Source organism: Streptomyces thermospinosisporus, from assembly GCF_039526425.1.
In the GTDB taxonomy this organism is placed as follows: domain Bacteria; phylum Actinomycetota; class Actinomycetes; order Streptomycetales; family Streptomycetaceae; genus Streptomyces; species Streptomyces thermocarboxydovorans.
Genome location: NZ_BAAAIZ010000033.1, coordinates 97,750 through 120,558 on the forward strand (window position 1 = coordinate 97,750; position 22,809 = coordinate 120,558).

At 73.0% G+C, this 22,809-nt stretch carries 16 protein-coding genes; 11 read left to right on the top strand and 5 right to left on the bottom strand.

Annotated elements, in window-relative coordinates:
* Positions 1-45 precede the first annotated feature (45 nt).
* Positions 46-1,614, top strand: coding sequence for a phytoene desaturase family protein (locus ABD207_RS12990; protein WP_344012636.1), 1,569 nt, complete (start codon positions 46-48; stop codon positions 1,612-1,614).
* 227 nt (positions 1,615-1,841) lie between these two features.
* On the opposite strand, the gene ABD207_RS12995 is transcribed toward ABD207_RS12990, so the two are convergent.
* Positions 1,842-3,617 carry a serine hydrolase domain-containing protein gene (locus ABD207_RS12995; RefSeq protein WP_344012637.1) on the bottom strand — a complete coding sequence of 592 codons (1,776 nt, stop codon included), beginning with the start codon at positions 3,615-3,617 and terminating at the stop codon, positions 1,842-1,844.
* Between the two features lie 202 nt (positions 3,618-3,819).
* Here ABD207_RS12995 and ABD207_RS13000 point away from each other — a divergent pair, with 202 nt between their 5' ends.
* Positions 3,820-4,932 (top strand): NAD(P)H-dependent flavin oxidoreductase, encoded by a 1,113-nt coding sequence (locus ABD207_RS13000; protein WP_344012638.1) that lies wholly within the window; start codon positions 3,820-3,822, stop codon positions 4,930-4,932.
* Positions 4,929-6,488: an acyl-CoA synthetase gene (locus ABD207_RS13005; RefSeq protein WP_344012639.1), complete on the top strand. Its 1,560-nt coding sequence runs from the start codon at positions 4,929-4,931 to the stop codon at positions 6,486-6,488. The genes ABD207_RS13000 and ABD207_RS13005 overlap by 4 nt, the downstream gene beginning before the upstream one ends.
* 31 nt (positions 6,489-6,519) lie before the next feature.
* On the opposite strand, the gene ABD207_RS13010 is transcribed toward ABD207_RS13005, so the two are convergent.
* The gene (locus ABD207_RS13010) at positions 6,520-8,958 is read right to left on the bottom strand and encodes a penicillin acylase family protein (RefSeq protein WP_344012640.1); all 2,439 of its coding nucleotides are present in this window, start codon (positions 8,956-8,958) and stop codon (positions 6,520-6,522) included.
* Positions 8,959-9,180: 222 nt separating this feature from the next.
* Between ABD207_RS13010 and ABD207_RS13015 the strand changes: the two genes are divergently transcribed.
* Positions 9,181-10,677: an acyl-CoA synthetase gene (locus tag ABD207_RS13015; RefSeq protein WP_344012641.1), complete on the top strand. Its 1,497-nt coding sequence runs from the start codon at positions 9,181-9,183 to the stop codon at positions 10,675-10,677.
* Here ABD207_RS13015 and paaK read toward each other — a convergent pair.
* Positions 10,667-11,986 (bottom strand): phenylacetate--CoA ligase PaaK, encoded by a 1,320-nt coding sequence (gene paaK, locus ABD207_RS13020; protein ID WP_344012642.1) that lies wholly within the window; start codon positions 11,984-11,986, stop codon positions 10,667-10,669. The two genes, ABD207_RS13015 and paaK, sit on opposite strands and share 11 nt — an antisense overlap.
* A gap of 298 nt (positions 11,987-12,284) precedes the next feature.
* Between paaK and ABD207_RS13025 the strand changes: the two genes are divergently transcribed.
* Positions 12,285-13,145 carry an alpha/beta fold hydrolase gene (locus ABD207_RS13025; protein WP_344012643.1) on the top strand — a complete coding sequence of 287 codons (861 nt, stop codon included), beginning with the start codon at positions 12,285-12,287 and terminating at the stop codon, positions 13,143-13,145.
* On the opposite strand, the gene ABD207_RS13030 is transcribed toward ABD207_RS13025, so the two are convergent.
* Both ABD207_RS13030 and ABD207_RS13035 read right to left on the bottom strand, forming a co-directional pair.
* Positions 13,111-15,123 carry an alkaline phosphatase family protein gene (locus tag ABD207_RS13030; RefSeq protein WP_425580705.1) on the bottom strand — a complete coding sequence of 671 codons (2,013 nt, stop codon included), beginning with the start codon at positions 15,121-15,123 and terminating at the stop codon, positions 13,111-13,113. The two genes, ABD207_RS13025 and ABD207_RS13030, sit on opposite strands and share 35 nt — an antisense overlap.
* Positions 15,124-15,237: 114 nt before the next feature.
* Complete coding sequence (locus ABD207_RS13035; RefSeq protein ID WP_344012644.1) at positions 15,238-16,842, bottom strand: acyl-CoA synthetase; 1,605 nt, start codon at positions 16,840-16,842, stop codon at positions 15,238-15,240.
* A 175-nt stretch (positions 16,843-17,017) separates the two neighbouring features.
* On the opposite strand from ABD207_RS13035, the gene ABD207_RS13040 reads away from it, so the two are divergent.
* The 6 genes from ABD207_RS13040 (at position 17,018) to ABD207_RS13065 (ending at position 22,626) form a co-directional block, all read left to right on the top strand.
* On the top strand, positions 17,018-17,818 hold the full coding sequence (locus ABD207_RS13040) for a crotonase/enoyl-CoA hydratase family protein (protein WP_344012645.1): 801 nt from the start codon (positions 17,018-17,020) through the stop codon (positions 17,816-17,818).
* Between the two features lie 12 nt (positions 17,819-17,830).
* Positions 17,831-18,784: a Zn-ribbon domain-containing OB-fold protein gene (locus ABD207_RS13045; protein WP_344012646.1), complete on the top strand. Its 954-nt coding sequence runs from the start codon at positions 17,831-17,833 to the stop codon at positions 18,782-18,784.
* Between the two features lie 209 nt (positions 18,785-18,993).
* The gene (locus ABD207_RS13050) at positions 18,994-20,070 is read left to right on the top strand and encodes a thiolase domain-containing protein (protein WP_344012647.1); all 1,077 of its coding nucleotides are present in this window, start codon (positions 18,994-18,996) and stop codon (positions 20,068-20,070) included.
* Positions 20,067-21,233 (top strand): thiolase domain-containing protein, encoded by a 1,167-nt coding sequence (locus tag ABD207_RS13055; RefSeq protein WP_344012648.1) that lies wholly within the window; start codon positions 20,067-20,069, stop codon positions 21,231-21,233. The genes ABD207_RS13050 and ABD207_RS13055 overlap by 4 nt, the downstream gene beginning before the upstream one ends.
* Before the next feature lie 108 nt (positions 21,234-21,341).
* Positions 21,342-21,584, top strand: coding sequence for a DUF397 domain-containing protein (locus ABD207_RS13060; RefSeq protein ID WP_167996883.1), 243 nt, complete (start codon positions 21,342-21,344; stop codon positions 21,582-21,584).
* Between the two features lie 136 nt (positions 21,585-21,720).
* The gene (locus ABD207_RS13065; protein WP_344012649.1) at positions 21,721-22,626 is read left to right on the top strand and encodes a universal stress protein; all 906 of its coding nucleotides are present in this window, start codon (positions 21,721-21,723) and stop codon (positions 22,624-22,626) included.
* Positions 22,627-22,809 lie beyond the last annotated feature (183 nt).

Sequence of the window (22,809 nt, forward strand, 5' to 3'; positions counted from 1 at the left end):
ATTCGTCCCCTGGCCGCCCGCGATCATCGCGTGTTACCAAGAGGCATGACCGCACTCCACCCGTCCGGGACCTACGACGCCGTGATCGTCGGCGGAGGCCACAACGGCCTGGTCGCCGCCGCCTACCTCGCCCGGGCAGGGCGCTCCGTGCTGCTGCTGGAGCGGCTGGACCACACCGGGGGAGCGGCCGTGTCCACGCGGCCGTTCAAGGGTGTCGACGCCCGGCTGTCCCGCTACTCGTACCTGGTCAGCCTGCTGCCGCAGAAGATCGTCACCGATCTCGGGCTCGACTTCCGGCTGCGCACCCGCACCGTCTCCTCCTACACACCCACCGAGCGCGACGGACGCCCCACCGGCCTGCTGGTCGCCGGTGACGAGCAGCGCACCCGCGAGGCCTTCGTCCGGCTCACCGGATCCGACCGCGAGTACGAGTCCTGGCAGCACTTCTACGGCATGACCGGCCGCGTCGCCCGGCGGGTCTTCCCCACGCTCACCGAGCCGCTGCCCACCCGCGAGGAACTGCGCCGCACCGTCGACGACGAGGAGGCCTGGCGGACCCTGTTCGAGGAGCCGATCGGCGTCGCGATCGAGCGTCACTTCAGTGACGACCTGGTGCGCGGCGTCGTCCTCACCGACGCCCTCATCGGCACCTTCGCCGACGCCCACGACCCGTCCCTGAAGCAGAACCGCTGCTTCCTCTACCACGTGATCGGCGGCGGCACCGGGGCGTGGGACGTCCCGGTCGGCGGCATGGGCGCCCTCACCGGCGCGCTGGCCGCCGCCGCACGCGACGCGGGAGCCGTCCTCGCCACCGGCCACGAGGCCGTGCGCATCGACACCGACGGGACCACCGCCGAGGTCACCTACCGCACCGCCGACGGAGAGGGCGTCGCCGCGGCCCGGCACGTCCTGGTCAATGCCTCCCCGCAGGAGCTGGCGGCGCTGACCGGCGACACACCCCCGGAGCCCGCCGAGGGCGCCCAGCTCAAGGTGAACATGCTGCTCAAGCGGCTGCCCCGGCTCCGCGACAGCTCGGTCGACCCCCGGGAGGCCTTCGCCGGCACCTTCCACATCGCCGAGGGCTACCAGCAGCTGGCCGCCGCGCACGCCCAGGCGGCTGCGGGCGAGCTGCCGGCCGTGCCGCCGTCGGAGATCTACTGCCACTCGCTCACCGATCCCACGATCCTCGGCCCGGACCTGGCCGCGCAGGGCTACCAGACCCTCACCCTGTTCGGCCTGCACACCCCCGCGCGGCTGTTCCGGCAGGACAACGAGGGGGTGCGCGAGGACCTGCTGAAGTCGACGCTCGCCCAGCTCGACGCCCATCTGGCCGAACCGCTCGCCGACTGCCTCGCCACCGACGCGGACGGACGCCCGTGCCTGGAGGCCAAGACGCCCCTGGACCTCGAACGCGACCTCAGACTCCCCGGCGGCAACATCTTCCACCGCGACCTGTCCTGGCCCCATGCCCAGGACCGCACCGGCCGCTGGGGCGTGGAGACCCGCCACAGCAACGTCCTGCTCTGCGGCGCGGGCGCGGTCCGCGGCGGCGGGGTGAGCGGGGTGCCCGGACACAACGCGGCGATGGCCGTGCTGGAGAGCGCGGAGGACTGACGGCGACCGCGCACAACCCTGGCCGGTCGGCCGACGGCGTACAGATGGTCCGTCGGCCGACGATGCACGAGTTCGGTCAGTCGGCCGACGGCGCAGGAGTCCGGTCAGTCGGCCGACGGTGCACGAGTCCGGTCAGTCGGCCGACGGTGCACGAGTCAGGAACGTCGGCCGACGATGCACGAGTTCGGTCAGTCGGCCGACGGACCACGCGTCCGGTCAGTCGGCGGTCAGTCGGCCGACGCCGTCCAGCCCCGTGCCTCGATGCGGGCCCGGTCGGCGGGCCGTGCCTCGTCGAAGAGGACCCGGCCGGCCGACTCGACGCACAGGGCGTCGACATAGACACCGCGGCCCACGTACAGCTGGTCCGTCGTGTAGCGCCAGCGCAGCACCAGGCCCCGGGCGGCGGGCAGTTCGGCGGTCAGGGTGTGCCAGACGCGCCCCGACCAGCCGGTGGCCGTGCCCGAGGGGTGGGGTGCGGGCTCGCCGCGCCGGGGCGCGGTGGTGAAGGGCACCGGCCGCCAGGTGGCCCCGCCGTCGTCCGTGGCCTCCAGGGTGAGCACGTCGGACCGCGGCTCGGTGTCCCACCACAGGGCGCAGCGCAGCCGGGCACCGCCCCGCGCGGTGTCCAGCGCCGGCAGCGCGAGTGTCGCCTCGGCGGAGCTCGCCATCCCGGAGAACCAGGCGGTACGTCCCCGCGCCGGCCGCACCGGCACCGCACGCGCCAGGCTGGTGGCGGCAGCCACCCGGGGAGCGGATCCGGAGCGCCAACTGCGCACCGGATGCACCGAGTTGCCCAGCAGCACCAGGAACGAGTCGGTGGTCGGGTCGAGCACCAGAGCCGTCCCGGTGAAGCCGGTGTGGCCCGCCGTGCGCGGGGTGGCCATCGCGCCCATGTACCAGTGCTGGTAGAGCTCGAAGCCCAGCCCGTGCTCGTCGCCGGGGAAGCCGGTGTTGAAGTCGGTGAACATCAGCTCCACCGACTCCGGCCGCAGGATGCGCGCCCTGCCGTAGGAGCCGCCGTTGAGCAGGGTGCGGCCCAGCACCGCCAGATCCCAGGCATTGGAGAACACGCCCGCATGTCCGGCGACCCCGCCGAGGCTGTAGGCGTTCTCGTCGTGCACCTCGCCCCACACCAGGCCCCGGTCGAGACCCGACCAGGGCAGGCGGGCGTCCTCGGTGGCGGCGATCCTCGGCTTCCAGGAGGCGGGTGGGTTGTAACGGGTGCGGCGCATGCCGAGCGGCCCGGTGATCTCCTCGCGCAGCAGGGTGTCGAGGGAGCGGCCGGTGATCTTCTCCAGGACCAGCTGGAGGGAGATCAGGTTCAGGTCCGAGTACAGATAGGCCGTGCCGGGCGGGTTCACCAGCTTCTCGTCGTACAGGCGCTGGAGCTTCTCCTCGTACGTGTTCTCCTGGTAGAGCGGGATCCAGGCCCGGAAACCGGAGGTGTGGGTGAGGAGCTGGCGGATCGTCACCTCCTGCTTGCCGGCCCGCCCGAAGTCCGGCAGGTAGGAGGCGACGGCGGCCTCCAGCTCCAGCCGCCCGCGTTCGATCTGCTGTACGGCGAGGACCGAGGTGAACAGCTTCGACACCGAGGCCAGGTCGAAGACGGTGTCCTCGGCCATCGGGATCTGCTGGTCAGCCGGGAATTCGATGCCGGTGTCGGTCTTCTCGTCGTAGGCCCGGTAGCGCACCGCCATGCCGATGGGCCGGTGCAGGGCCACGGTGCCGCCCCGGCCGGCGAGCAGCACGGCACCCGCGTACCAGGGGTGCTTCGGGGACGGGCCGAGGAAGGTCTCGGCGTCGGCGACGAGCCGGTCCAGATGCTCGGCGAGCAGTCCGGCCCGGCGGGGTGAGCCGTGCCGCAGGGTGGTGCGCCCGCCGCCCGCCGGGGCCGCGGCGGCGGGGCCGGCCGGCAGTGCGGCGAGGGCCAGGGCACCTCCCAGCGCCAGGGTTCCGCGACCGAGTTGACGTCTGGTGATGCCGCTCGCTCCGTCGCCCGTCATGGGCTTCCTCCCGGCTCGTGGGCCTGCTGCGCCGTCTGAAAGTATCTTTCGCGATCGCGTCGCGGAGTGAAACTTTCCTGTCAGCGAGTCCGTGTGTCAATGGGTGTTGCACGCCCGCCGATCTGACGATCCATCAAAGATGATCTGACGAAGCATCAGAAGAAGTCTTCCGTCGTCCGGAGGACTGCGGCATCCTGCGCCCATGCAGACGGAGCTGAGCCAGACCCTCGGAATCGAGCACGCCGTCTTCGGCTTCACCCCGTTCCCGGCCGTCGCCGCCGCCATCAGCCGGGCCGGCGGCCTCGGAGTGCTCGGCGCGGTCCGGTACACCGCCCCCGACGAGCTCGCCCGCGACCTCGACTGGATCGAGGCGCACACCGGCGGACAGCCCTACGGCCTGGACGTGGTGATGCCCGCGAAGAAGGTGGAGGGCGTCACCGAGGCCGAGGTGGAGGCGATGATCCCCGAGGGCCACCGTGCCTGGGTCAAGGATCTCCTCGCCCGCTTCGGCGTGCCCGAACTCCCCGAGGGCGAGCGGGCCGGCTGGCGCATCACCGGCTGGATGGAGCAGGTCGCCCGCAGCCAGCTCGACGTCGCCCTCGACCACCCGATCAAGCTGCTCGCCAACGCCCTCGGCTCACCGCCCGCCGACGTGATCGACCGCGCGCACCAGCGGGGCGTGCTGGTCGCCGCGCTCGCGGGCAGCGCACGCCACGCGCTGCACCACAAGGAGGCCGGTATCGACATCGTCGTCGCCCAGGGCTACGAGGCCGGGGGCCACACCGGCGAGATCGCCACCATGGTGCTCACCCCCGAGGTCGTCGACGCCGTGTCCCCCCTGCCGGTGCTGTGCGCCGGAGGCATCGGCAGCGGCCGCCAGGTGGCCGCCGCGCTCAGCCTCGGAGCCCAGGGGGTGTGGCTGGGCTCGGTGTGGCTCACCACCACCGAGGCCGATCTGCACTCGCCCGCCCTGACCCGCAGACTGCTCGCGGCCGGCTCCGGCGACACCGTCCGCTCCCGCGCGCTGACCGGCAAGCCCGCCCGGCAGCTGCGCACCCAGTGGACCGACGCCTGGGACGACCCGTCAGGACCCGGCCCGCTGCCCATGCCGCTGCAGGGACTGCTGGTCGCCGAGGCCGTCTCCCGCATCCAGCGCTACGAGGTCGAACCCCTGCTCGGCACACCGGTCGGGCAGATCGTCGGCCGGATGACCCGCGAACGCAGCGTCCAGGCCGTCTTCGACGACCTCACCCGGGGCTTCGAGGAGGCCCTCGACCGCGTGAACCGCATCGCCCGAAGGAGCGGACCGTCATGACCACCGCCCCCACCGCGCCCCCCGGCTTCTGGGCCCAGGCCGCGCAGGACCCCGGCCGCACGGTGCTCATCGCCCCCGACGGCACCCGGTGCACCGCGGGCCGCCTGCACGCCGACGCGAACCGGATGGTGCACGGTCTGCGCGCCGCCGGGCTGCGGCGCGGCGACACCTTCGCCGTGGTGCTCCCCAACGGCGCCGAGTTCCTCACCGCCTACCTCGCCGCCACCCAGGCCGGCCTCTACCTGGTGCCCGTCAACCACCATCTGGTCGCACCGGAGATCGCCTGGATCGTCGCCGACTCCGGCGCCAAGGCGCTCATCGCCCACGAGCGGTACGCCGACGCCGCCCGCGCCGCCGCCGACGAGGCCGCACTCCCGGCCTCCCACCGGTACGCGGTGGGCCGGGCCGAGGGCTTCCGGCCGTACGCCGGACTCCTCACCGGACAACCCGGGTCACCGCCCGGCGACCGCACCCTCGGCTGGGTCATGAACTACACCTCGGGCACCACCGGACGCCCCCGCGGCATCCGCCGCCCCCTGCCCGGCAAGCCCCCCGAGGAGACCAACCTCGGCGGGTTCCTCGGCATCTTCGGCATCCGCCCGTTCGACGACAATGTGCACCTGGTCTGCTCGCCGCTCTACCACACCGCCGTGCTCCAGTTCGCGGGCGCCTCCCTGCACATCGGCCACCGACTCGTGGTGATGGACAAGTGGATGCCCGAGGAGATGCTGCGCCTGATCGACCGTCACCGGTGCACCCACACCCACATGGTCCCCACCCAGTTCCACCGGCTGCTGGCCCTGCCCGACGAGGTCAGGGCCCGCTATGACGTCTCCTCCATGCGGCACGCCATCCACGGCGCCGCCCCCTGCCCCGAGCATGTGAAACGGGCCATGCTCGACTGGTGGGGCCCCTGCGTCGAGGAGTACTACGCGGCCAGCGAGGGCGGCGGCACCTTCGCCACCGCCGAGGACTGGCTGAAGCGGCCCGGCACCGTCGGCAGGGCCTGGCCCGTCAGCGAACTGGCCGTCCTCGACGACGACGGCGACCCGCTGCCCCCCGGCCAGGTCGGCACTGTCTACATGAAGATGACCACCGGCGGCTTCACCTACCACCGCGACGAGGCCAAGACCCGCCGCAACCGGGTCGGCGCATTCTTCACCGTCGGCGACCTCGGCCACCTCGACGAGGACGGCTACCTCTTCCTGCACGACCGCAAGATCGACCTCATCATCTCCGGCGGCGTCAACATCTACCCCGCCGAGATCGAGTCCGTGCTGCTCGCCCACCCCGCCGTCGCCGACGCCGCCGTCTTCGGCGTCCCGCACGACGACTGGGGCGAGGAGGTCAAGGCGGTCGTCGAACCGGCCCCCGGCCAGGAGCCCGGCCCGGCCCTCGCCGCCGCCCTCCTCGACCACTGCGCCGGCCGGCTCGCCGCCTACAAGCGCCCCCGCAGCGTCGACTTCACTGCCGAGTTGCCCCGCGACCCCAACGGCAAGCTCTACAAGCGCCGGCTGCGCGAGCCCTACTGGCAGGGCCGGTCCCGTCCGGTGTGAGGGCCCACCGGACGGGACCCGCGCCCTTCCCTCACCGCTCGCCGACGCGCACCACCCGCAGTGCGGGCGAGTTCCGGATGTCCTTCTCGCAGAAGCGGGAGGTCACCCACCGCTGCTGCGAGAACAGCCGTGTCTGGTCGCTGAAGTGCGGCGACCCGGTGTCGGAGGACTGGGAGTACGTCAGCAGGGTCCGGGCGACCGGGCAGGGGCCGCCGTCCCAGCCGACCGCCTGGATGTAGCTGGACCCCGTGCTCACCTCGGTGTAGCCGCCGTTCGCCGGGTCCCACCGGGGCTCGATCTTGTTCCACACGCCGAGGGACTCGGTGCCGCCGGGCACCGGGAGGCGCTTGCCGGACCGCACCACGAACTGGTGCTCGCCGAGCCGGGCGTCCAACGCGATGCCCGCGCCCCGCAGTCCGGCCACCGTGTCCGCCAGCGCGCCGGCGAAGCCGGGCGCCTCCGTGTTCAGGCCGCGCGGTGTGCGCACCGGGTCGGCGGCGGAGAACGGCACCTTCCACAGCTGGGCGCTCGGGACCGACGCCGTCAGCCGCCGCCAGAACCGGTCGAAGAGCAGCGCGCCCCGGCTGCCGGGGTCCATGGTGCGGTCCCACGCGGCGAGCACGGAGCAGGCCTCGCGCACGTCGACGGCGGTGCCGTCGGAGGCCGTGGCCGTCCCGCCCGGCAGCGCGGCACAGGCCTTCGCCGCGTCCTCGGCGGCGAGGTCACCGGCCGGTGCCCGGTCGGCGAACTGCTGCCGCTGCAGGTCCCGTACGGTCAGCCGGCCGCGCTCGGCGAGGCCCGCCACGTCCTCGAGGGCACCCCGGGTGCGCATCGACCGCTGCGTGCCCACGTCCCCGAATATCCGCTCGTAGCCGGTGAGCGGCCGGTCCGCGTTGGCCAGCCAGGCGCTGTCGTTGGAGTTCTCCGCATACGGGGCGTCCTTCAGCGTCGGCATCCGCGACGGGCCGAAGATGCCCGGCTGCACGGCGTCGCGGTCGCGGCCGAGCGTGCAGCCGGAACGGGAGCCGTCCAGGACCGCCAGGCCCGCGGACGGATACGTCAGCTTGCCCAGCGGTGTGGAGCACCGCTCGGCCAGGCCGTCGGTGATGCGCGGCAGCACCTGCGACTGAGTGAACAGGGTGTGGCCGCGCGCGTCCGCGGCGATGGTGTTGACCCAGGGCAGCCCCTGGGTGCGGCGCAGCACGGTGAGCAGATCGGCGGTGCTGCGCGCCTTGCCGAAGCCGAGGCCGGTATCGGAGGCGCGGAGGTTGGCGGCGTTGGGGTCGTTGAGCGCGTAGGCGGTCGTCGCCGTCCAGGGCAGCGGGACCGAGGCGCCGAGCGAGGTGATGACGGGACCGTAGCGGGTCCACCACTGGGTGCGGGTGACCGGGGCGCCGTTCTTCACCGGCACCGTGACGGTACGTTTGCGCATCCGCTCCCGTTTGCCGTCGACGAGGTAGACGGTCGGGTCGGACGGGTCGAGGGTCAGCTGGTGCAGGTTGACGGGCACGCCCGTGGCCACGGTGTGGCTCCAGGCCACCCGGTCGTTGTGCCCTATGGCGATGTTCACCGTGCCCAGCAGGGAGGCGCCCATCACGTTCAGCCGTCCGGGAATGGTCTGCTGAACCTGCCAGAACCGGCGCCCGCCCTGCCACGGGTAGTGCGGGTTGCCGAGCAGCAGCCCCCGCCCGTTCGCCGTGGTCCGCCCGCTGAACGCGACCGCGTTGGACCCCATGTCCGCGCTGCCGGAGCCGAACAGCTCACGCGCACCCCGCACCAGGGCATCGGCACCCTTGCCCGGCCGCGGCGCCGGGGAGGCGGAGGGGGAGGCCCCCGAGCCGGCTCCCGACGGGGGCTGCGCGGCCGTGATGCCGTCCACCGCCCGGCCCTGCCCGCCCAGCACGGCGAGGGCGAAACCCCGTGCCGCCACGTCCAGCGTGGTCACCGGCCGCACCCAGGCGGCGCCGCGGCACGCTGGGTCGGTGACGCGGTTCTTCCGCAGCCAGGCGTTGTACCCGGCCGCGTAGCCGCGCATCATCTCCTTCACCGCACGGCTCGGCCCGAGCGGCGCGGGCCGGGCGAGCAGCTTCTCCACTGTCCGGGACTCCCGTACACCGCGGAAGTACAGATCGCTGGCGAGGTTGGTCGTGGCCGACGACAGGGAGAAGTCGGTCGCCGCGTCCGGCCCGAAGTGGCGGGAGCGTTCACCGCGCACCGTCAGGAAACCGTCGGCGAGCGTGCACACCTGGTCGGCGGCCTGCGCCCACCCGGTGCCGAACCCGAGGTCCGCGTAGTCCTTGGCGACGATGTGCGGAATGCCGTACTCGGTGTAGCGGATCACGGCGGACAGGCCACCGTGGGAGGGGTGTTCCTGGCGGCCGTGCCGTTCGGCGGCGCCGGCCGGCAGCGCGGCACCCGCGGTCAGCAGGGCCACGGCCGCGACGGCGAACCGTCTCGGGCGGATACGCATCGTGCCTCCCAACGTCGTCGGGGGAAGGAGCGGCTGAGCGTACCAACCGGTATGTTCACCCGTCAGTACGGCTGCACGGGCTTTCTGACGGCCGTTCAACCGACCTCGTCCAGCCGTACATCCGCCCCGGACGGCCGCCCTGCGCACCGCTCGTCCGGCCGTACATCCGCCCCGGACCGGCGTCTTGACCTTGCCCCGCCCGCCGACCGAGGATCGTCAGTCATGACGCCCGGACACGGCAGCACGGTCGACGGAGTCCTGCGACGCAGCGCACGGCGCACCCCGGCGCGCACGGCCGTCGAATACGCCGACCGCACCTGGACCTACGACGAGCTGGACACCGCCGTCTCCCGCGCGGCCGGCCTCCTGCTGGCCGAGGGGCTCTCCCCGGGCGACCGCGTGGGCGCCTTCGGCCACAACTCCGACGCCTATCTGATCGGCTTCCTCGCCTGCGCCCGCGCCGGCCTGGTGCACGTGCCCATCAACCAGAACCTGACCGGCGACGACCTCGCCTACCTGGTCCGCCAGTCCGGCAGCAGCCTGGTCCTCGCCGACCCCGGCCTCGCGGAACGGCTCCCCGACGGCGTACCGGCCCTGCCGCTGCGCGACAGCGACGACAGCCTGCTCGCCCGGCTGGACGGGGCACCGCTGTACGACGGTCCCGAACCCCGCTCCGAGGACCTGGTGCAGCTGCTCTACACCTCGGGCACCACCGCACTGCCCAAGGGCGCGATGATGACCCACCGCGCCCTGGTGCACGAGTACTTGAGCGCCATCACCGCCCTCGACCTGGCGGCCGGCGACCGCCCGGTGCACGCGCTGCCGCTGTACCACTCGGCGCAGATGCATGTGTTCCTGATGCCGTACCTGGCCGTGGGCGCCACCAGCATCGTCCTCGACGCCCCCGACGGCGACCGCCTGTTCGACCTGATCGAGAGCGGGCGCGCGGACAGCTTCTTCGCACCGCCCACCGTGTGGATCGGGCTGTCCAACCGCCCCGACTTCGCCGCCCGCGACCTGAGCGGGCTGCGCAAGGCGTACTACGGGGCGTCCATCATGCCGGTGCCGGTCCTTGAGCGTCTCAAGGAGCGGCTGCCGGACCTGGCGTTCTACAACTGCTTCGGGCAGAGCGAGATCGGACCGCTGGCCACCGTCCTCGGGCCCGACGAGCACGAGGGGCGCATGGACTCCTGCGGCCGGACGGTGCTGTTCGTCGACGCCCGGGTGGTCGACGAGGACGGCAAGGACGTGCCCGACGGCACCCCCGGTGAGATCGTCTACCGCTCACCGCAGTTGTGCGAGGGCTACTGGGACAAGCCGGAGGAGACCGCCCGGGCGTTCCGCGACGGCTGGTTCCGCTCCGGCGACCTCGCGGTGCGCGACTCCGACGGCTACTTCACCATCGTCGACCGGGTGAAGGACGTCATCAACTCCGGTGGTGTGCTGGTGGCTTCCCGCCAGGTCGAGGACGCCCTCTACACCCATGAGGCGGTCGCCGAGGTGGCCGTGATCGGCCTGCCCGACGACCGCTGGGTGGAGGCCGTCACCGCGGTGGTGGTCCCGCGCGGCGAGGTCACCGAGGAGGAACTGATCGCGCACGCCCGCGAGAAGCTGTCGCCGTTCAAGGCGCCCAAGCGGGTGCTGTTCGCCGAGGAACTTCCGCGCAACGCCAGCGGAAAGATCCTCAAACGCGAGCTGCGCGACCGCTTCAGCCGCTGACCGGCCGGGCGGGCTGCTCGGACCGCAGGTCCACGATCCGCCGGATCTTGCCCACCGAACGCTCCAGCGTCTCCGGGTCGACGATCTCCACGTCCACCGAGACCCCGATGCCGTCCTTCACGGCCGACTTGATCAGCTGCGCGGCCGAGGCGCGGATCGCGCTGTCCGCGTCCGGGCGGGCCTCCGCGCGGATCGTGAGCGCGTCCATGCGGCCCTCGCGGGTCAGCCGCAGCTGGAAGTGCGGGGCGACACCGGGCGTGCGCAGCACGATCTCCTCGATCTGCGTGGGGAAGAGGTTCACGCCGCGCAGGATCACCATGTCGTCGCTGCGGCCGGTGACCTTCTCCATGCGCCGGAACACCCGGGCCGTGCCCGGCAGCAGCCGGGTCAGATCGCGCGTCCGGTACCGCACGATGGGCATGGCCTCCTTGGTCAGCGAGGTGAACACCAGCTCGCCCCGCTCCCCGTCCGGCAGCACCTCACCGGTGACCGGGTCGACGACCTCCGGGTAGAAGTGGTCCTCCCAGATGTGCAGACCGTCCTTGGTCTCCACGCACTCCTGCGCCACACCGGGGCCGATGACCTCCGACAGCCCGTATATGTCCACGGCGTCGATCGCGAACCGCTCCTCGATCTCCTGCCGCATCTGCTCGGTCCAGGGCTCGGCGCCGAAGATGCCCACCCGCAGCGAGGTGCCGCGCGGGTCGACGCCCTGCCGCTCGAACTCGTCCAGCAGCGTGAGCATGTAGGAGGGGGTCACCATGATGATCGCGGGCTTCAGGTCCTGGATCAGCTGCACCTGCCGTGCCGTCATGCCGCCGGAGGCGGGGACCACCGTGCAGCCGAGCCGCTCGGCACCGTAGTGCGCGCCCAGCCCGCCGGTGAACAGGCCGTAGCCGTACGCCACATGACAGATGTCGCCGGGCCGGCCGCCGGCCGCGCGGATGGAGCGGGCCACCATGTCCGCCCACATGGACAGGTCGTTCTCGGTGTAGCCGACGACCGTGGGCCGCCCGGTGGTGCCGCTGGAGGCGTGGATCCGGCGGATGCGCTCCCGGGGCACGGCGAACATGCCGTACGGGTAGTTCTCCCGCAGGTCCGCCTTGGTGGTGAACGGGAAGCGGGCCAGATCGGCGAGCGAACGGCAGTCGTCGGGGTGGACGCCCGCCTTGTCGAAGGACTCTCGGTAGAAGGGCACGTTCTCGTACGCGTGCCGCAGCGAGGACCGAAGCCGCTCCAGCTGCAGCGCCCGCAGCCCCTCCGCGTCGAGCCGCTCCGCCGCGTCCCGCAGGTCCGCCGCCTGAGTCATCAGGACCTTCCCTTCACGCATCGCACACGAATCGCATCAATCCGGGCGACCGATCATTCGGTCGAGCTTCAGGGGCCAGTAATTCAGGTCACCGCCGGTCGATGCAAGACCCGGGCCTGCACTTTCTCCGGATCTCCGGCCCGGGAACGCCGGATCTCCGGCCCTCAGACTCCGGATCTACGCTCCGGGAGCTGCCGCGCTCCGGCCGGGGGACTTCCGTTGCTCCGGCCCGGACGTCCACCCCTCCGGCCGGGAAGTCCGTTGCGCCCGGCGGGGCCCGCCCCGCAGGATCACCCTCATGCCGATCTTCACCGCGCCGGACGGGACCACGCTCGCCTATCACCTGCGGGGCGAGGGCGAGCCCCTGGTGGTCCTGCCCGGCGGCCCCATGCGGGCCAGTGTCTACCTGGGCAACCTGGGCGGACTCGACGCCCACCGCAGGCTCGTCCTGCTCGACCTGCGCGGCACCGGGGAGTCGTCCGTCCCGGCGGACCCGTCGACCTACCGCTGCGACCGGCTCGTCGACGACGTGGAGGCGCTCCGCCTCCACCTGGGCCTGGAGCGCATGGACCTGCTCGGCCACTCGGCGGGCGGCAGCCTGGCCATGCTCTACGCGGCCCGGCGCCCCGAGCGGGTGGCCCGGCTCGCCCTGATCACCGCCGCCCCCTGGGCGCTCGGCGTGCCGGCCACCGCCGAGGACCGCCGGGCGGCCGCCCTGCTGCGCCGGGACGAGCCCTGGTTCCCGCAGGCCTGGCCGGCCTACCAGGACTGGCTGGACCGCACCGGCGACTACGACCCGGTCTTCGCCCCCTTCTTCTACGGCCGCTGGGACGAGACCGCCCGCGCCCACGAACAGGCCGGGGACACCGAGTACAACGACGAGGCCGCCGAACTCTTCGGCGCGGACGGTGCCTGGGACCCGCCCGCCACCCGGGCGGCGCTCGCCCGCCTGACCGCCCCGGTGCTCGTCCTCGCCGGAGAACTCGACGGCGGCCCCCGCCCGGACCTCGCCCGCCGCTGCGCCGAGGTGTTCCCGCACGCCGAGCTCGCGGTGCAGCCCGGCGCCGCGCACTACCCGTGGCTGGACGACCCGGAGTGGTTCACCGGACGGGTCGAGCGGTTCCTCAGCGGCCGCCCTGCGGACCGTACGCCGTCATGAAGCGGTCGCGGAACTTGTCCATGCCCCAACGCGGGGCGTGCGGCGCGGGCTTGAGGCCCTCGGTCCAGTTCCAGTCGGCGACCCGGTCCAGCACCTTCTTGTCCCGCGCCACGATGGTCACCGGCACGTCCTTGCTGCGGCTTCCGGCGGTGACGGTCGGGACCGGCTGGTGGTCGCCGAGGAAGACCAGCACCGTGTCCTCGTCGCCGTAGCGCTCCATCCACTCGGTGAGGCTGCGCAGCGAGTACTCGATGGCCCGGCGGTACTCGGTGCGCACCTTCTCCGGGTCCTTCCAGATCTCCTTGGGGTCGGTGCCCTCCTTCTTGATCTCGTGGAACACCGAACCGTCCCCCAGATCCTCCCAGTCGATCATGCGGGCGACCGGGGACCAGGGGTTGTGACTGGAGGCCAGGATGATCTCCGCCATGATCGGCTCACGGTTCTTCCTGCCGTGCTCCAGCCGCTCGAACGCCTCCAGGCTGAACTGGTCGGGCACTGGCGTCCAGCTGAAGTAGGGGCCGTGGTAGCCGAGGTGCTCGGAGTCGTAGATGTGGTCCAGGCCGAAGAACTTCCCCTCCGGCCAGGCCCGCCGCACCCCGGGGACGACGCCGACGGTGCGCCAGTCCCCGGTCTTGCGGAAGTACTTGGTCAGGGTCATGCGGTCGCTGGTGGTCAGGCTCCGGTACCGCTGCTGGTTCTTGATCCACAGACCGGACAGGAAGGTGGAGTGGGCGAGCCAGCTGCCCGCACCGGTCACCGGCGACTTCAGCCAGGCGCTGCGCGATGCAAAACCGGCCGCCTTCAGCCGGTCCGTGCCCTCCTTCAGCGCGGCGTCCATCGGCCCGGCCATCGCCGGATCGTCGATCGCCACCCGGCCGTAGCTCTCGATGAAGGTGAACAGCACGTCCTTGCCGCGCAGTCCGGTCAGCAGCTGGTCGGGCGGGGTGTCGGCGAAGGCGTCCACCGCGGCCTGTTTCTCGAAGATGCGGGCGTCCGCGATGCCCGCGCGCACCGCCTTCACCCGGTTCTCCACCATCTGGGCCGTGCCCCTGGTGGCGAGCTGGGCACCGCCGGCCTGCACACCGAGGGTGACGCAGGTGATCCAGGCGAGGCCCAGGACGATCGTCGTCCGGGTGGCGGTGTGGCGGTGACGGACCATCAGATGCGTCACCCGCACCATGGCCAGCGTCATCAGGACCAGCACCGCGAGGAAGAGGACGATCACCCCGATCACGGCCAGCACCTGCCCGCTCCGGCCGAACGACTCCCGGACGAACTCCGCCGCGTCGTCCAGCAGGATCCAGTCCAGCACCAGGTCGAACGGCCGGGCCAGCACCTGGTAGAAGCCCATGTCCACGAACTTCAGCACGGTGAGCAGGCCCAGGAGGACACCGGCGACGACGGCGGTGATCCGCCGGGGCCGGGGCGGCAGGGCCAGCAGCAGGGTCGCGAGCAGGATGCCCTCGGCGGGCAGCCGCAGGAACGCCTCGATGTGCAGCCGCTCCAGCCGGTTGGGCATCAGCAGCGCGAACAGCACGAGCGCACCGGCCAGGACCGTCGTCCCCACAGTCACACCGCGTGCGGCGCGGGGGTAGCGACGCCGCCAGCCGAACCAACCGGCGCGGGCGGGGGAGTCGGGGGTGTCGTCGGGCGCCTCATGGGCGGCATCCGGCGTGCCGTCCTCGGCGTCGGCGGGCGGCCGGCCCTCGTCCGGCGCGGCAGAGGCGGCCTTCGCTTCCTGCGTGGCCTCGTCCGAGGCGGGCGCGTCGTCCTCGCCGGCGGACGTCGCCTCACCCCCCGATGCGCCCGCCTTCTCCGGCCTTCCGTCCGGCGCCGTGCTCGCGTCCGCGGCCGGCGCCGCGTCGTGCTCCCTCTCCGGGGCGTCGGCCTTCGCCGCGTCGCCTTGCGCGCCCGGTGTGCTTCCGGTGCTCTCGGCGGTGGGGCCCGGCAGCTGACGGGAGCGTGTGAAGAGCGGCACCCGGTGGTCCTTCCGCGCAGTCCTGCGATGGCATGACGAACGGGCCCGGTGTCCGGGCCTGCACACACCAGTACGTCCGTACCCCGCCCGGTGTTCAAACCGCCGCGCCGGACGTCACCCGCCCGCGGCCGCGATCTCGCGTGCCCACCGATAATCCGCCTTGCCGCTCGGCGACCGCTGGATGGTCTCGGTGATCACCAGCCGCCGGGGGAGCTTGTACCCGGCGAGCCGGTCCCGGCAGTGCGCCCGGATGTCCTCCAGCGAGGGCAGGGGCGCCCCCTCGCGCAGTTGCACCACTGCCGCCACCTGATGTCCCCACCGCTCGTCGGGCACCCCGGTGACCAGCGCGTCGTACACGTCCGGGTGGGACTTCAGGGCCTGCTCCACCTCCTCCGGGAACACTTTCTCGCCCCCCGTGTTGATGCACTGCGAGCCGCGGCCCAGGACGGTGACCACGCCGTCCTCGTCGACGGTGGCCAGGTCCCCGAGCAGCACCCACCGCTCGCCGTCCTTCTCGAAGAACGTCTCGGCGGTCTTCGCGGGGTCGTTGTAGTAGCCGAGCGGGACGTGCCCGCACTGGGCGACCCGGCCGGTCTCCCCGGCCGCCACCGGCTCGTGCGTCACCGGATCGACCACCCGGGTGCGGGAGTTGACCTGGAGCCGCAGACCGCGCCGCGCGCCCGCGTCCTCGGTCGCCGTGCCGTTGAATCCGGACTCGGAGGAGCCGAAGTTGTTCAGCAGCAGCGTGTGCGGCACCAGTTCCCGGAACCGGCTGCGCACCGTCTCCGACAGGATCGCCCCGGACGAGGACACGCTGAACAGCGAGGAGCAGTCCGTGCCCTTCATCGGCCCCTCCAGCGCGTCCACCAGCGGCCGCAGCATCGCGTCGCCGACCAGCGACACACTGGTGACCCGCTCCCTCTCCACCGTGCGCAGCACCTCCTCGGCGGCGAATCTGCGGTGCAGCACCACCCGCTGCCCGAAGTGGAAGCCGATGAACGCGGTCAGCGTGGAGGTGCCGTGCATCAGCGGGGCCGTCGGGAAGAAGGTGATGCCGCTGCCGCCTGCCGCTGCCCGTTCGGCCAGCTCGTCCGGCCTGCGCACCGGCTCGCCCGTGGGCGCGCCGCCCCCGAGCCCGGCGAAGAACAGGTCCTCCTGCCGCCACATCACACCCTTGGGCAGGCCGGTCGTGCCGCCGGTGTAGATGATGAACTGGTCGTCCCCGGAGCGCGGGGCGAAGCCGCGCTCGGGAGAACCGGCGGCCTCGGCGTCGGCATAGGCCGTGCCGGGACCGTCGGGCGGCGCCCCGACCCGGAGCAGATGCCGTAACGTGCCGGTGCGCCGGGCCGCAGCGCGCACCCGGTCGGAGAACTCCGCGTCGTAGACCAGCGCCACCAGGTCGGCGTCCCGGTACAGGTACACCAACTCGTCCTCGACATACCGGTAGTTGACGTTCACCGGCACGACCCGGGCCTTCAGGCAGCCGAGCACCGTCTGCAGATACTCCACGCAGTTGTACAGGTGCAGGCCCAGATGCTCGCCGGGCCGGATGCCGCTGTCCAGCAGATGGTGGCCGATGCGGTTGGCCGCCGCGTCCAGTTCGGCATACGTGAGCCGGCGCTCCGCCCCGCTGCCGGGCAGCTCGAGGTGGACCAGGGCCTCGCGGTCGGGGACGACGTCGGCGATCGACTCGAACAGGTCGGCAAGGTTGTACTCCACCGCTCCTCCTGACCCTCGTGGCGCCCGGTGCCGTCGGCTCGCCGGTCATCAGAGCAAAGGACGGTGCAAGGGGGAAGGGTCCGCGCAGCACGGATCTGACGGAATGTCAGAAAACTCTTGTCCCCGCCGCCCTACTCCTGCAACCTGTTCTCGTTCCTTCAGACGGGAGACCACGATGGGTGGGACGGAACACCTCACCGTGCAGCGGGAAGGCGCCACACTGGTGCTCACCCTCAACCGGCCGGAAGCGAGGAACGCGCTCTCGTTGCCCATGCTCGTCGGCCTGTACGACGGCTGGGTCGAGGCCGACGAGGACGACACGGTCCGCTCGATCGTGCTGACCGGAGCCGGCGGGGCGTTCTGCGCGGGCATGGACCTCAAGGCGCTGGCCGGCGACGGCATGGCGGGGGACCAGTACCGGGACCGCCTGCGGGACGACCCCGATCTGCACTGGAAGGCGATGCTGCGCCACCACCGCCCCCGCAAGCCGGTGATCGCCGCCGTGGAGGGCCCCTGCGTCGCGGGCGGCACCGAGATCCTCCAGGGCACCGACATCAGGGTCGCCGCCGAGTCCGCGACCTTCGGGCTGTTCGAGGTGCGGCGGGGACTGTTCCCCGTCGGCGGCTCCACCGTCCGTCTGCCGCGCCAGATCCCGCGCACCCACGCCCTGGAGATGCTGCTCACCGGCCGCCCCTACAGCGCCGCGGAGGCCGCCGCGATCGGGCTGATCGGCCATGTCGTGCCCGACGGCACCGCGCTCGACGCCGCGCTGGAGATCGCCGAACGCGTCAACGCCTGCGGCCCGCTGGCCGTCGAGGCGGTCAAGGCGTCCGTGTACGAGACCGCGGAGATGACCGAGACCGGCGGCCTCGCCGCCGAACTCGCCCGCGGAATGCCCGTTTTCGACACCGCCGACGCCCAGGAGGGCGCCCGCGCCTTCGCCGAGAAACGGCCACCCGTCTTCAAGCGCGCCTGACGAGGAGTCACCGTGCCCGAGGTCCTCACCGCCCCCCTGGTCGTCGAGTTCCCCTTCACCCGCTCCCTCGGCCCCGTGCAGAGCGCCTTCCTCACCGGACTGCGCGAACGCGTCGTCCTCGGCGTGCGCGGCTCCGACCGCCGGGTCCTCGTCCCGCCCGCCGAGTACGACCCCGTCACCGCCGAGGAACTGCGCGAACTCGTCGAGGTCGCACCCACCGGCACCGTCACCACCTGGGCCTGGAACCACGCCCCGCGCAAGGGACAGCCCCTGGCCACGCCCTTCGCCTGGGTGCTGGTCCGCCTCGACGGCGCCGACACCGCCCTGCTGCACGCCCTCGACGCGCCCGGCCCGGACACCGTGCACACCGGGATGCGGGTCCGTATCCGCTGGGCCGCCGAACGCACCGGCGCCATCACCGACATCGCCTGCTTCGAGCCGTACGACGGAGCCCCCGCCGCCGGGACCGCCCCGCTCACCCACCACACCGGCGAGTTCACCGACCCCGTCACCGGCATCGTCACCCCCGCCCGCCTGGACTACGTCTACAGCCCCGGCCGCGCCCAGACCGCCTACCTCGAGGCCCTCGCCGAGCACCGCATGGTCGGCGAACGCTGCCCGTCCTGCCTGAAGGTCTACATCCCGCCGAGAGGCGCCTGCCCCACCTGCGGCGTATCGACGGCCGAACAGGTGGAGGTGGGTCCGCGCGGCACCGTCACCACCTTCTGCATCGTCAACATCGCCGCGCGGAACCAGGACATCGAAGTCCCGTACGTCTACGCCCACATCGCCCTCGACGGCGCCGACCTGGCGCTGCACGGACGGATCGCCGGCATCCCCTGCGACCAGGTGCGGATGGGGCTGCGCGTCCAACCGGTGTGGACGGCGGGTTCCCGCCACCCCGACCACTACCGGCCCACCGGCGAGCCCGACGCGGACTACGACACCTACCGGGAGCTGCTGTGACCACCCCCGACCGGCAAGCACCGTCCCACGAGTCCGGCCGGCAAGCACCGTCCCACGAGTCCGGCCGGCAAGCACCGTCCCACGAGTCCGGCCGGCAAGCACCGTCCCACGAGTCCGGCCGGCAAGCACCGCTCCGCGACACCGGCCGGCAAGCACCGCCCAGCGACACCGGCCGGCAAGCACCGCCCAGCGACACCGGCCGGCAACCAGTGCCCCGCGAGTCCGACCGGCAGCCACCGCTCCGCGACATCGCCGTCGTCGCCTTCGCCCAGACCCGGCACCGGCGCACCAGCGCCGACCGCTCCGAGGCCGAGATGCTGCTGCCGGTGCTGCACGAGGTGCTCGCGGAGACCGGACTGCGCACCTCCGACATCGGCTTCACCTGCTCCGGCTCCAGCGACTACCTGGCCGGCCGCGCCTTCTCCTTCACCCTCGCCCTGGACGGCGTCGGCGCCTGGCCGCCCATCCGTGAGTCCCACGTGGAGGCCGACGGCGCCTGGGCCCTGTACGAGGCATGGACCAAGCTGCTGACCGGGGAGGCGGACACCGCGCTCGTCTACGCCTGGGGCAAGTCCTCGCCCGGATCCCTGCGCGATGTGCTGACCCGTCAGCTCGACCCCTACTACCTCGCCCCCCTCTGGCCCGACTCCGTCGCCCTCGCCGCCCTCCAGGCCCAGGCCCTCATCGACAGCGGCATCACCGACGAGGCGGAACTCGCCGCCGTGGCCGCCCGCTCCCGCGAGGCCGCTGCAGGCAACCCGCACGCCCTGCTCACCGGAAGCGTCCCGCACGGCGACTACCAGGTGCGCCCGCTGCGCACCGGGGACTGCCCGCCGGTGACCGACGGCGCGGCCGCCGTGATCCTCGCCGCGGGGGAGCGGGCCCGTGAGCTGTGCGACCGGCCCGCCTGGATCCGCGGCATCGACCACCGCATCGAGCCCCACGGCCTCGGCGTGCGCGACCTGACCGACTCCCCGTCCGCCCGGCTGGCCGCCGAACGGGCCGGTGCCTTCGAACGCCCCGTCGACACCGCCGAGTTGCATGCCCCGTTCACCGCGCAGGAGGTGATCCTGCGCCGGGCGCTGCGGCTGGACGACACCGTGTGCGTCAACCCCTCCGGCGGCCCCCTCGCCGCCGACCCCGTCATGGCCACCGGACTCGTCCGCATCGGCGAGGCCGCCGCCCGCATCCACCGCGGCGACTCCCACCGCGCCCTCGCCCACGCCACCTCCGGGCCCTGCCTCCAGCAGAACCTGGTCGCCGTACTCGAAGGGGAGCCCGTATGACCAAGGAGCCCGTGGCCGTCACCGGCATCGGCCAGACCCGGCACGCCGCGGCCCGCCGGGACGTCTCCCTCGCCGGACTCGTCCGCGAGGCCGCCGCGCGGGCCCTCGACGACGCCGGGACGACCTGGGCCGGCACCGACGCCGTCGTCCTCGGCAAGGCGCCCGACTTCTTCGAGGGCGTGATGACGCCCGAGCTCTACCTCGCCGACGCGCTCGGCGCGGCAGGCAAGCCCGTGCTGCGGGTGCACACCGCCGGCTCGGTCGGCGGCTCCACCGCCCTGGTCGCCGCCCAGCTGATCGCCGCCCGCGTCCACCGCACCGTGCTCGCCGTCGCCTTCGAGAAGCAGTCCGAGTCCAACGCCATGTGGGGGCTGTCCCTGCCGGTCCCCTTCCAGCAGCCGCTGCTGGCCGGCGCCGGCGGCTTCTTCGCCCCGCATGTGCGCGCCTACATCCGGCGCAGCGGCGCCCCCGGCACCATCGGCGCCCTCGTCGCCCACAAGGACCGGCGCAACGCGCTGAAGAACCCCTACGCCCACCTCCACGAGCGGGACATCACGCTCGAGAAGGTCATGGCCTCGCCCATGCTGTGGGACCCGATCCGCTACTCCGAGACCTGCCCCTCCTCCGACGGGGCCTGCGCCCTCGTCCTCACCGACCGCGCCGGAGCGGCCCGCGCGCCCCGCCCGCCCGCCTGGATGCTGGGCGGCGCCATGCGCAGCGAACCCACCCTGTTCGCCGGCAAGGACTTCGTCTCCCCGCGCGCCGGACGCGACTGCGCCGCCGACGTCTACCGGCAGGCCGGCATCACCGACCCGCGCCGCGAGATCGACGCCGCCGAGCTGTACGTGCCCTTCTCCTGGTACGAGCCGATGTGGCTGGAGAACCTCGGGTTCGCCGAGCCCGGAGAGGGCTGGAAGCTCACCGAGTCCGGCGTCACCGGACTCGACGGGGACCTGCCGGTCAACATGTCCGGCGGAGTGCTGTCCACCAACCCCATCGGCGCCTCCGGCCTGCTCCGCTTCGCCGAGGCCGCCCTCCAGGTGCGCGGCCAGGCCGGCGATCACCAGGTGGACGGCGCCCGCAAGGTGCTCGGACACGCCTACGGCGGCGGCTCCCAGTTCTTCGCCATGTGGCTCGTGGGCAGCGAACCTCCCGACTCCTGAGGCCCCTTGCCGCGCCGCCCCGCAAAGGTCCCGCTCACGTGACCTGTCGGGGGCGGGGACCGATCGCTAGGCTGGCCGCGGACGACGCACACCGGGAGGAGCACGGACGTGGCCGAGAGCACCACCCAGCAGCGCCCGCCCAAGGGCTGGGACAAGCCGGACCTGGACCTCAGCAACGCGCAGTGGCAGTCCAGCAGCCGAGGCCGGGGCGATGTGCAGATCGCCTTCGTGGAGGGCTTCGTCGCCATGCGCAACAGCCGGCGCCCGGGCAGCCCGTCCCTGATCTTCACCCCCGACGAGTGGGGCGCCTTCGTGTCCGGCGCCCGCGAGGGGGACTTCGACCTGACCTGAGGGCGGGCCGGCAGCTGAACCGGGGAGTGTGCCCTCCGGATTTCCGGACACGCGGGCGGGGACGCCGCCGCGCGGCCCTGGCTGGGCCAGGCTGAGCGGACGAGCGACGGTCGTACTGCGGAGGCGAGGGAATCCCATGATCAGTGAGCCGGTCGTCACGGCGGTCGACGGGTCCGACGACAGTCTGCGCGCCCTGGACTGGGCGATCGACGAGACGCTTCGTCGCCGGGCCTCGCTGAAGGTGGTGCACGTACGCCAGTACCCGCTGTGGTCCCCGCCCGAGGTGATCGCCGCGGCACCGCCCGAGCCGCCCGGCAGCAGCCCCGTCCTCGACCGGATCCGGGAACGCCTCGAGGGACGCGAGGGGCTCCCGCCGATCGACTACGCCGCCCTGGACGGCGCACCCGGCGCGGTCGTCGCCGACCTGGGTGCCTCGGCTCAGCTGCTGGTGCTCGGCTCCCGGGGCCGCGGCGGCTTCGCCAGCCTGCTCCTCGGCTCCACCTCGCTGGCCGTCGCCCGCGACGCCGACTGCCCGGTCGTCGTGGTGCCCCGGCCCGGACGCGAGGTGCACGGCGGCTACCCGGCGGGTCCCGGCCCGCGCGTGGTCGCCGGGCTGCACACCGACAGCCCGGACGAGGCGACGCTCGCCTTCGCCTTCGCCGAGGCCGCGATGCGCGGCGCTCGGCTGGAGATCGTGTCAGCCTACCCCTGGCCGCTGCAGACCTGGATGCTGCCCGGGGAGATGCCGGGACCGGCCATCGACCAGGACGCGGTCGAGCACGAGACGCTCACCCTGGCGGAGGGTTTCGTCGCACCGCATCGCAAGGCACGGCCCGAGGTGAACGCCGAGATCCGGGTGCTGCCCGGCGACGCCGCGGGGCACCTGGTCGCCGCCTCCCGGGACGCGGAGCTGGTCGTGGTCGGACGGCACCGGCGCCGGCTGCTGGCCCCCGCGCGGATGATGGGGTCGGTCACCCAGGCGGTGCTGTCGCACGCCGCCTGCCCCGTGGCGGTGATCCCGCCGGTTCCGCCGGAGGAGTGACCGACCGGGCGGGCGCCGTCCCGGTCGGCCGCGCCTCGGCCGCCGCCGCTGGGACGCCCCACGGCCCCGGGCGGCCGTGCACGCCACGGCCGGAGGCAAGCCGCCGGCCCGTTACTCCGCCGCCACGCCTCGGCCGGCCGGCAGCAGCACAGCGGCAGTTCGCCGCGCCGCCCGGCGCGGCGG

Excerpts from the sequence above, each read along its gene's own strand:
- ABD207_RS12990 (WP_344012636.1), top strand. The coding sequence starts at position 46 with ATGACCGCACTCCACCCGTCCGGGACCTACGACGCCGTGATCGTCGGC.
- ABD207_RS13025 (WP_344012643.1), top strand. The coding sequence starts at position 12,285 with ATGCCGATCTTCACCGCGCCGGACGGGACCACGCTCGCCTATCACCTG.
- ABD207_RS13040 (WP_344012645.1), top strand. The coding sequence starts at position 17,018 with ATGGGTGGGACGGAACACCTCACCGTGCAGCGGGAAGGCGCCACACTG.
- ABD207_RS13000 (WP_344012638.1), top strand. The coding sequence starts at position 3,820 with ATGCAGACGGAGCTGAGCCAGACCCTCGGAATCGAGCACGCCGTCTTC.
- ABD207_RS12995 (WP_344012637.1), bottom strand. The coding sequence starts at position 3,617 with ATGACGGGCGACGGAGCGAGCGGCATCACCAGACGTCAACTCGGTCGC.
- ABD207_RS13005 (WP_344012639.1), top strand. The coding sequence starts at position 4,929 with ATGACCACCGCCCCCACCGCGCCCCCCGGCTTCTGGGCCCAGGCCGCG.
- paaK (WP_344012642.1), bottom strand. The coding sequence starts at position 11,986 with ATGACTCAGGCGGCGGACCTGCGGGACGCGGCGGAGCGGCTCGACGCG.
- ABD207_RS13065 (WP_344012649.1), top strand. The coding sequence starts at position 21,721 with ATGATCAGTGAGCCGGTCGTCACGGCGGTCGACGGGTCCGACGACAGT.
- ABD207_RS13015 (WP_344012641.1), top strand. The coding sequence starts at position 9,181 with ATGACGCCCGGACACGGCAGCACGGTCGACGGAGTCCTGCGACGCAGC.
- ABD207_RS13055 (WP_344012648.1), top strand. The coding sequence starts at position 20,067 with ATGACCAAGGAGCCCGTGGCCGTCACCGGCATCGGCCAGACCCGGCAC.
- ABD207_RS13010 (WP_344012640.1), bottom strand. The coding sequence starts at position 8,958 with ATGCGTATCCGCCCGAGACGGTTCGCCGTCGCGGCCGTGGCCCTGCTG.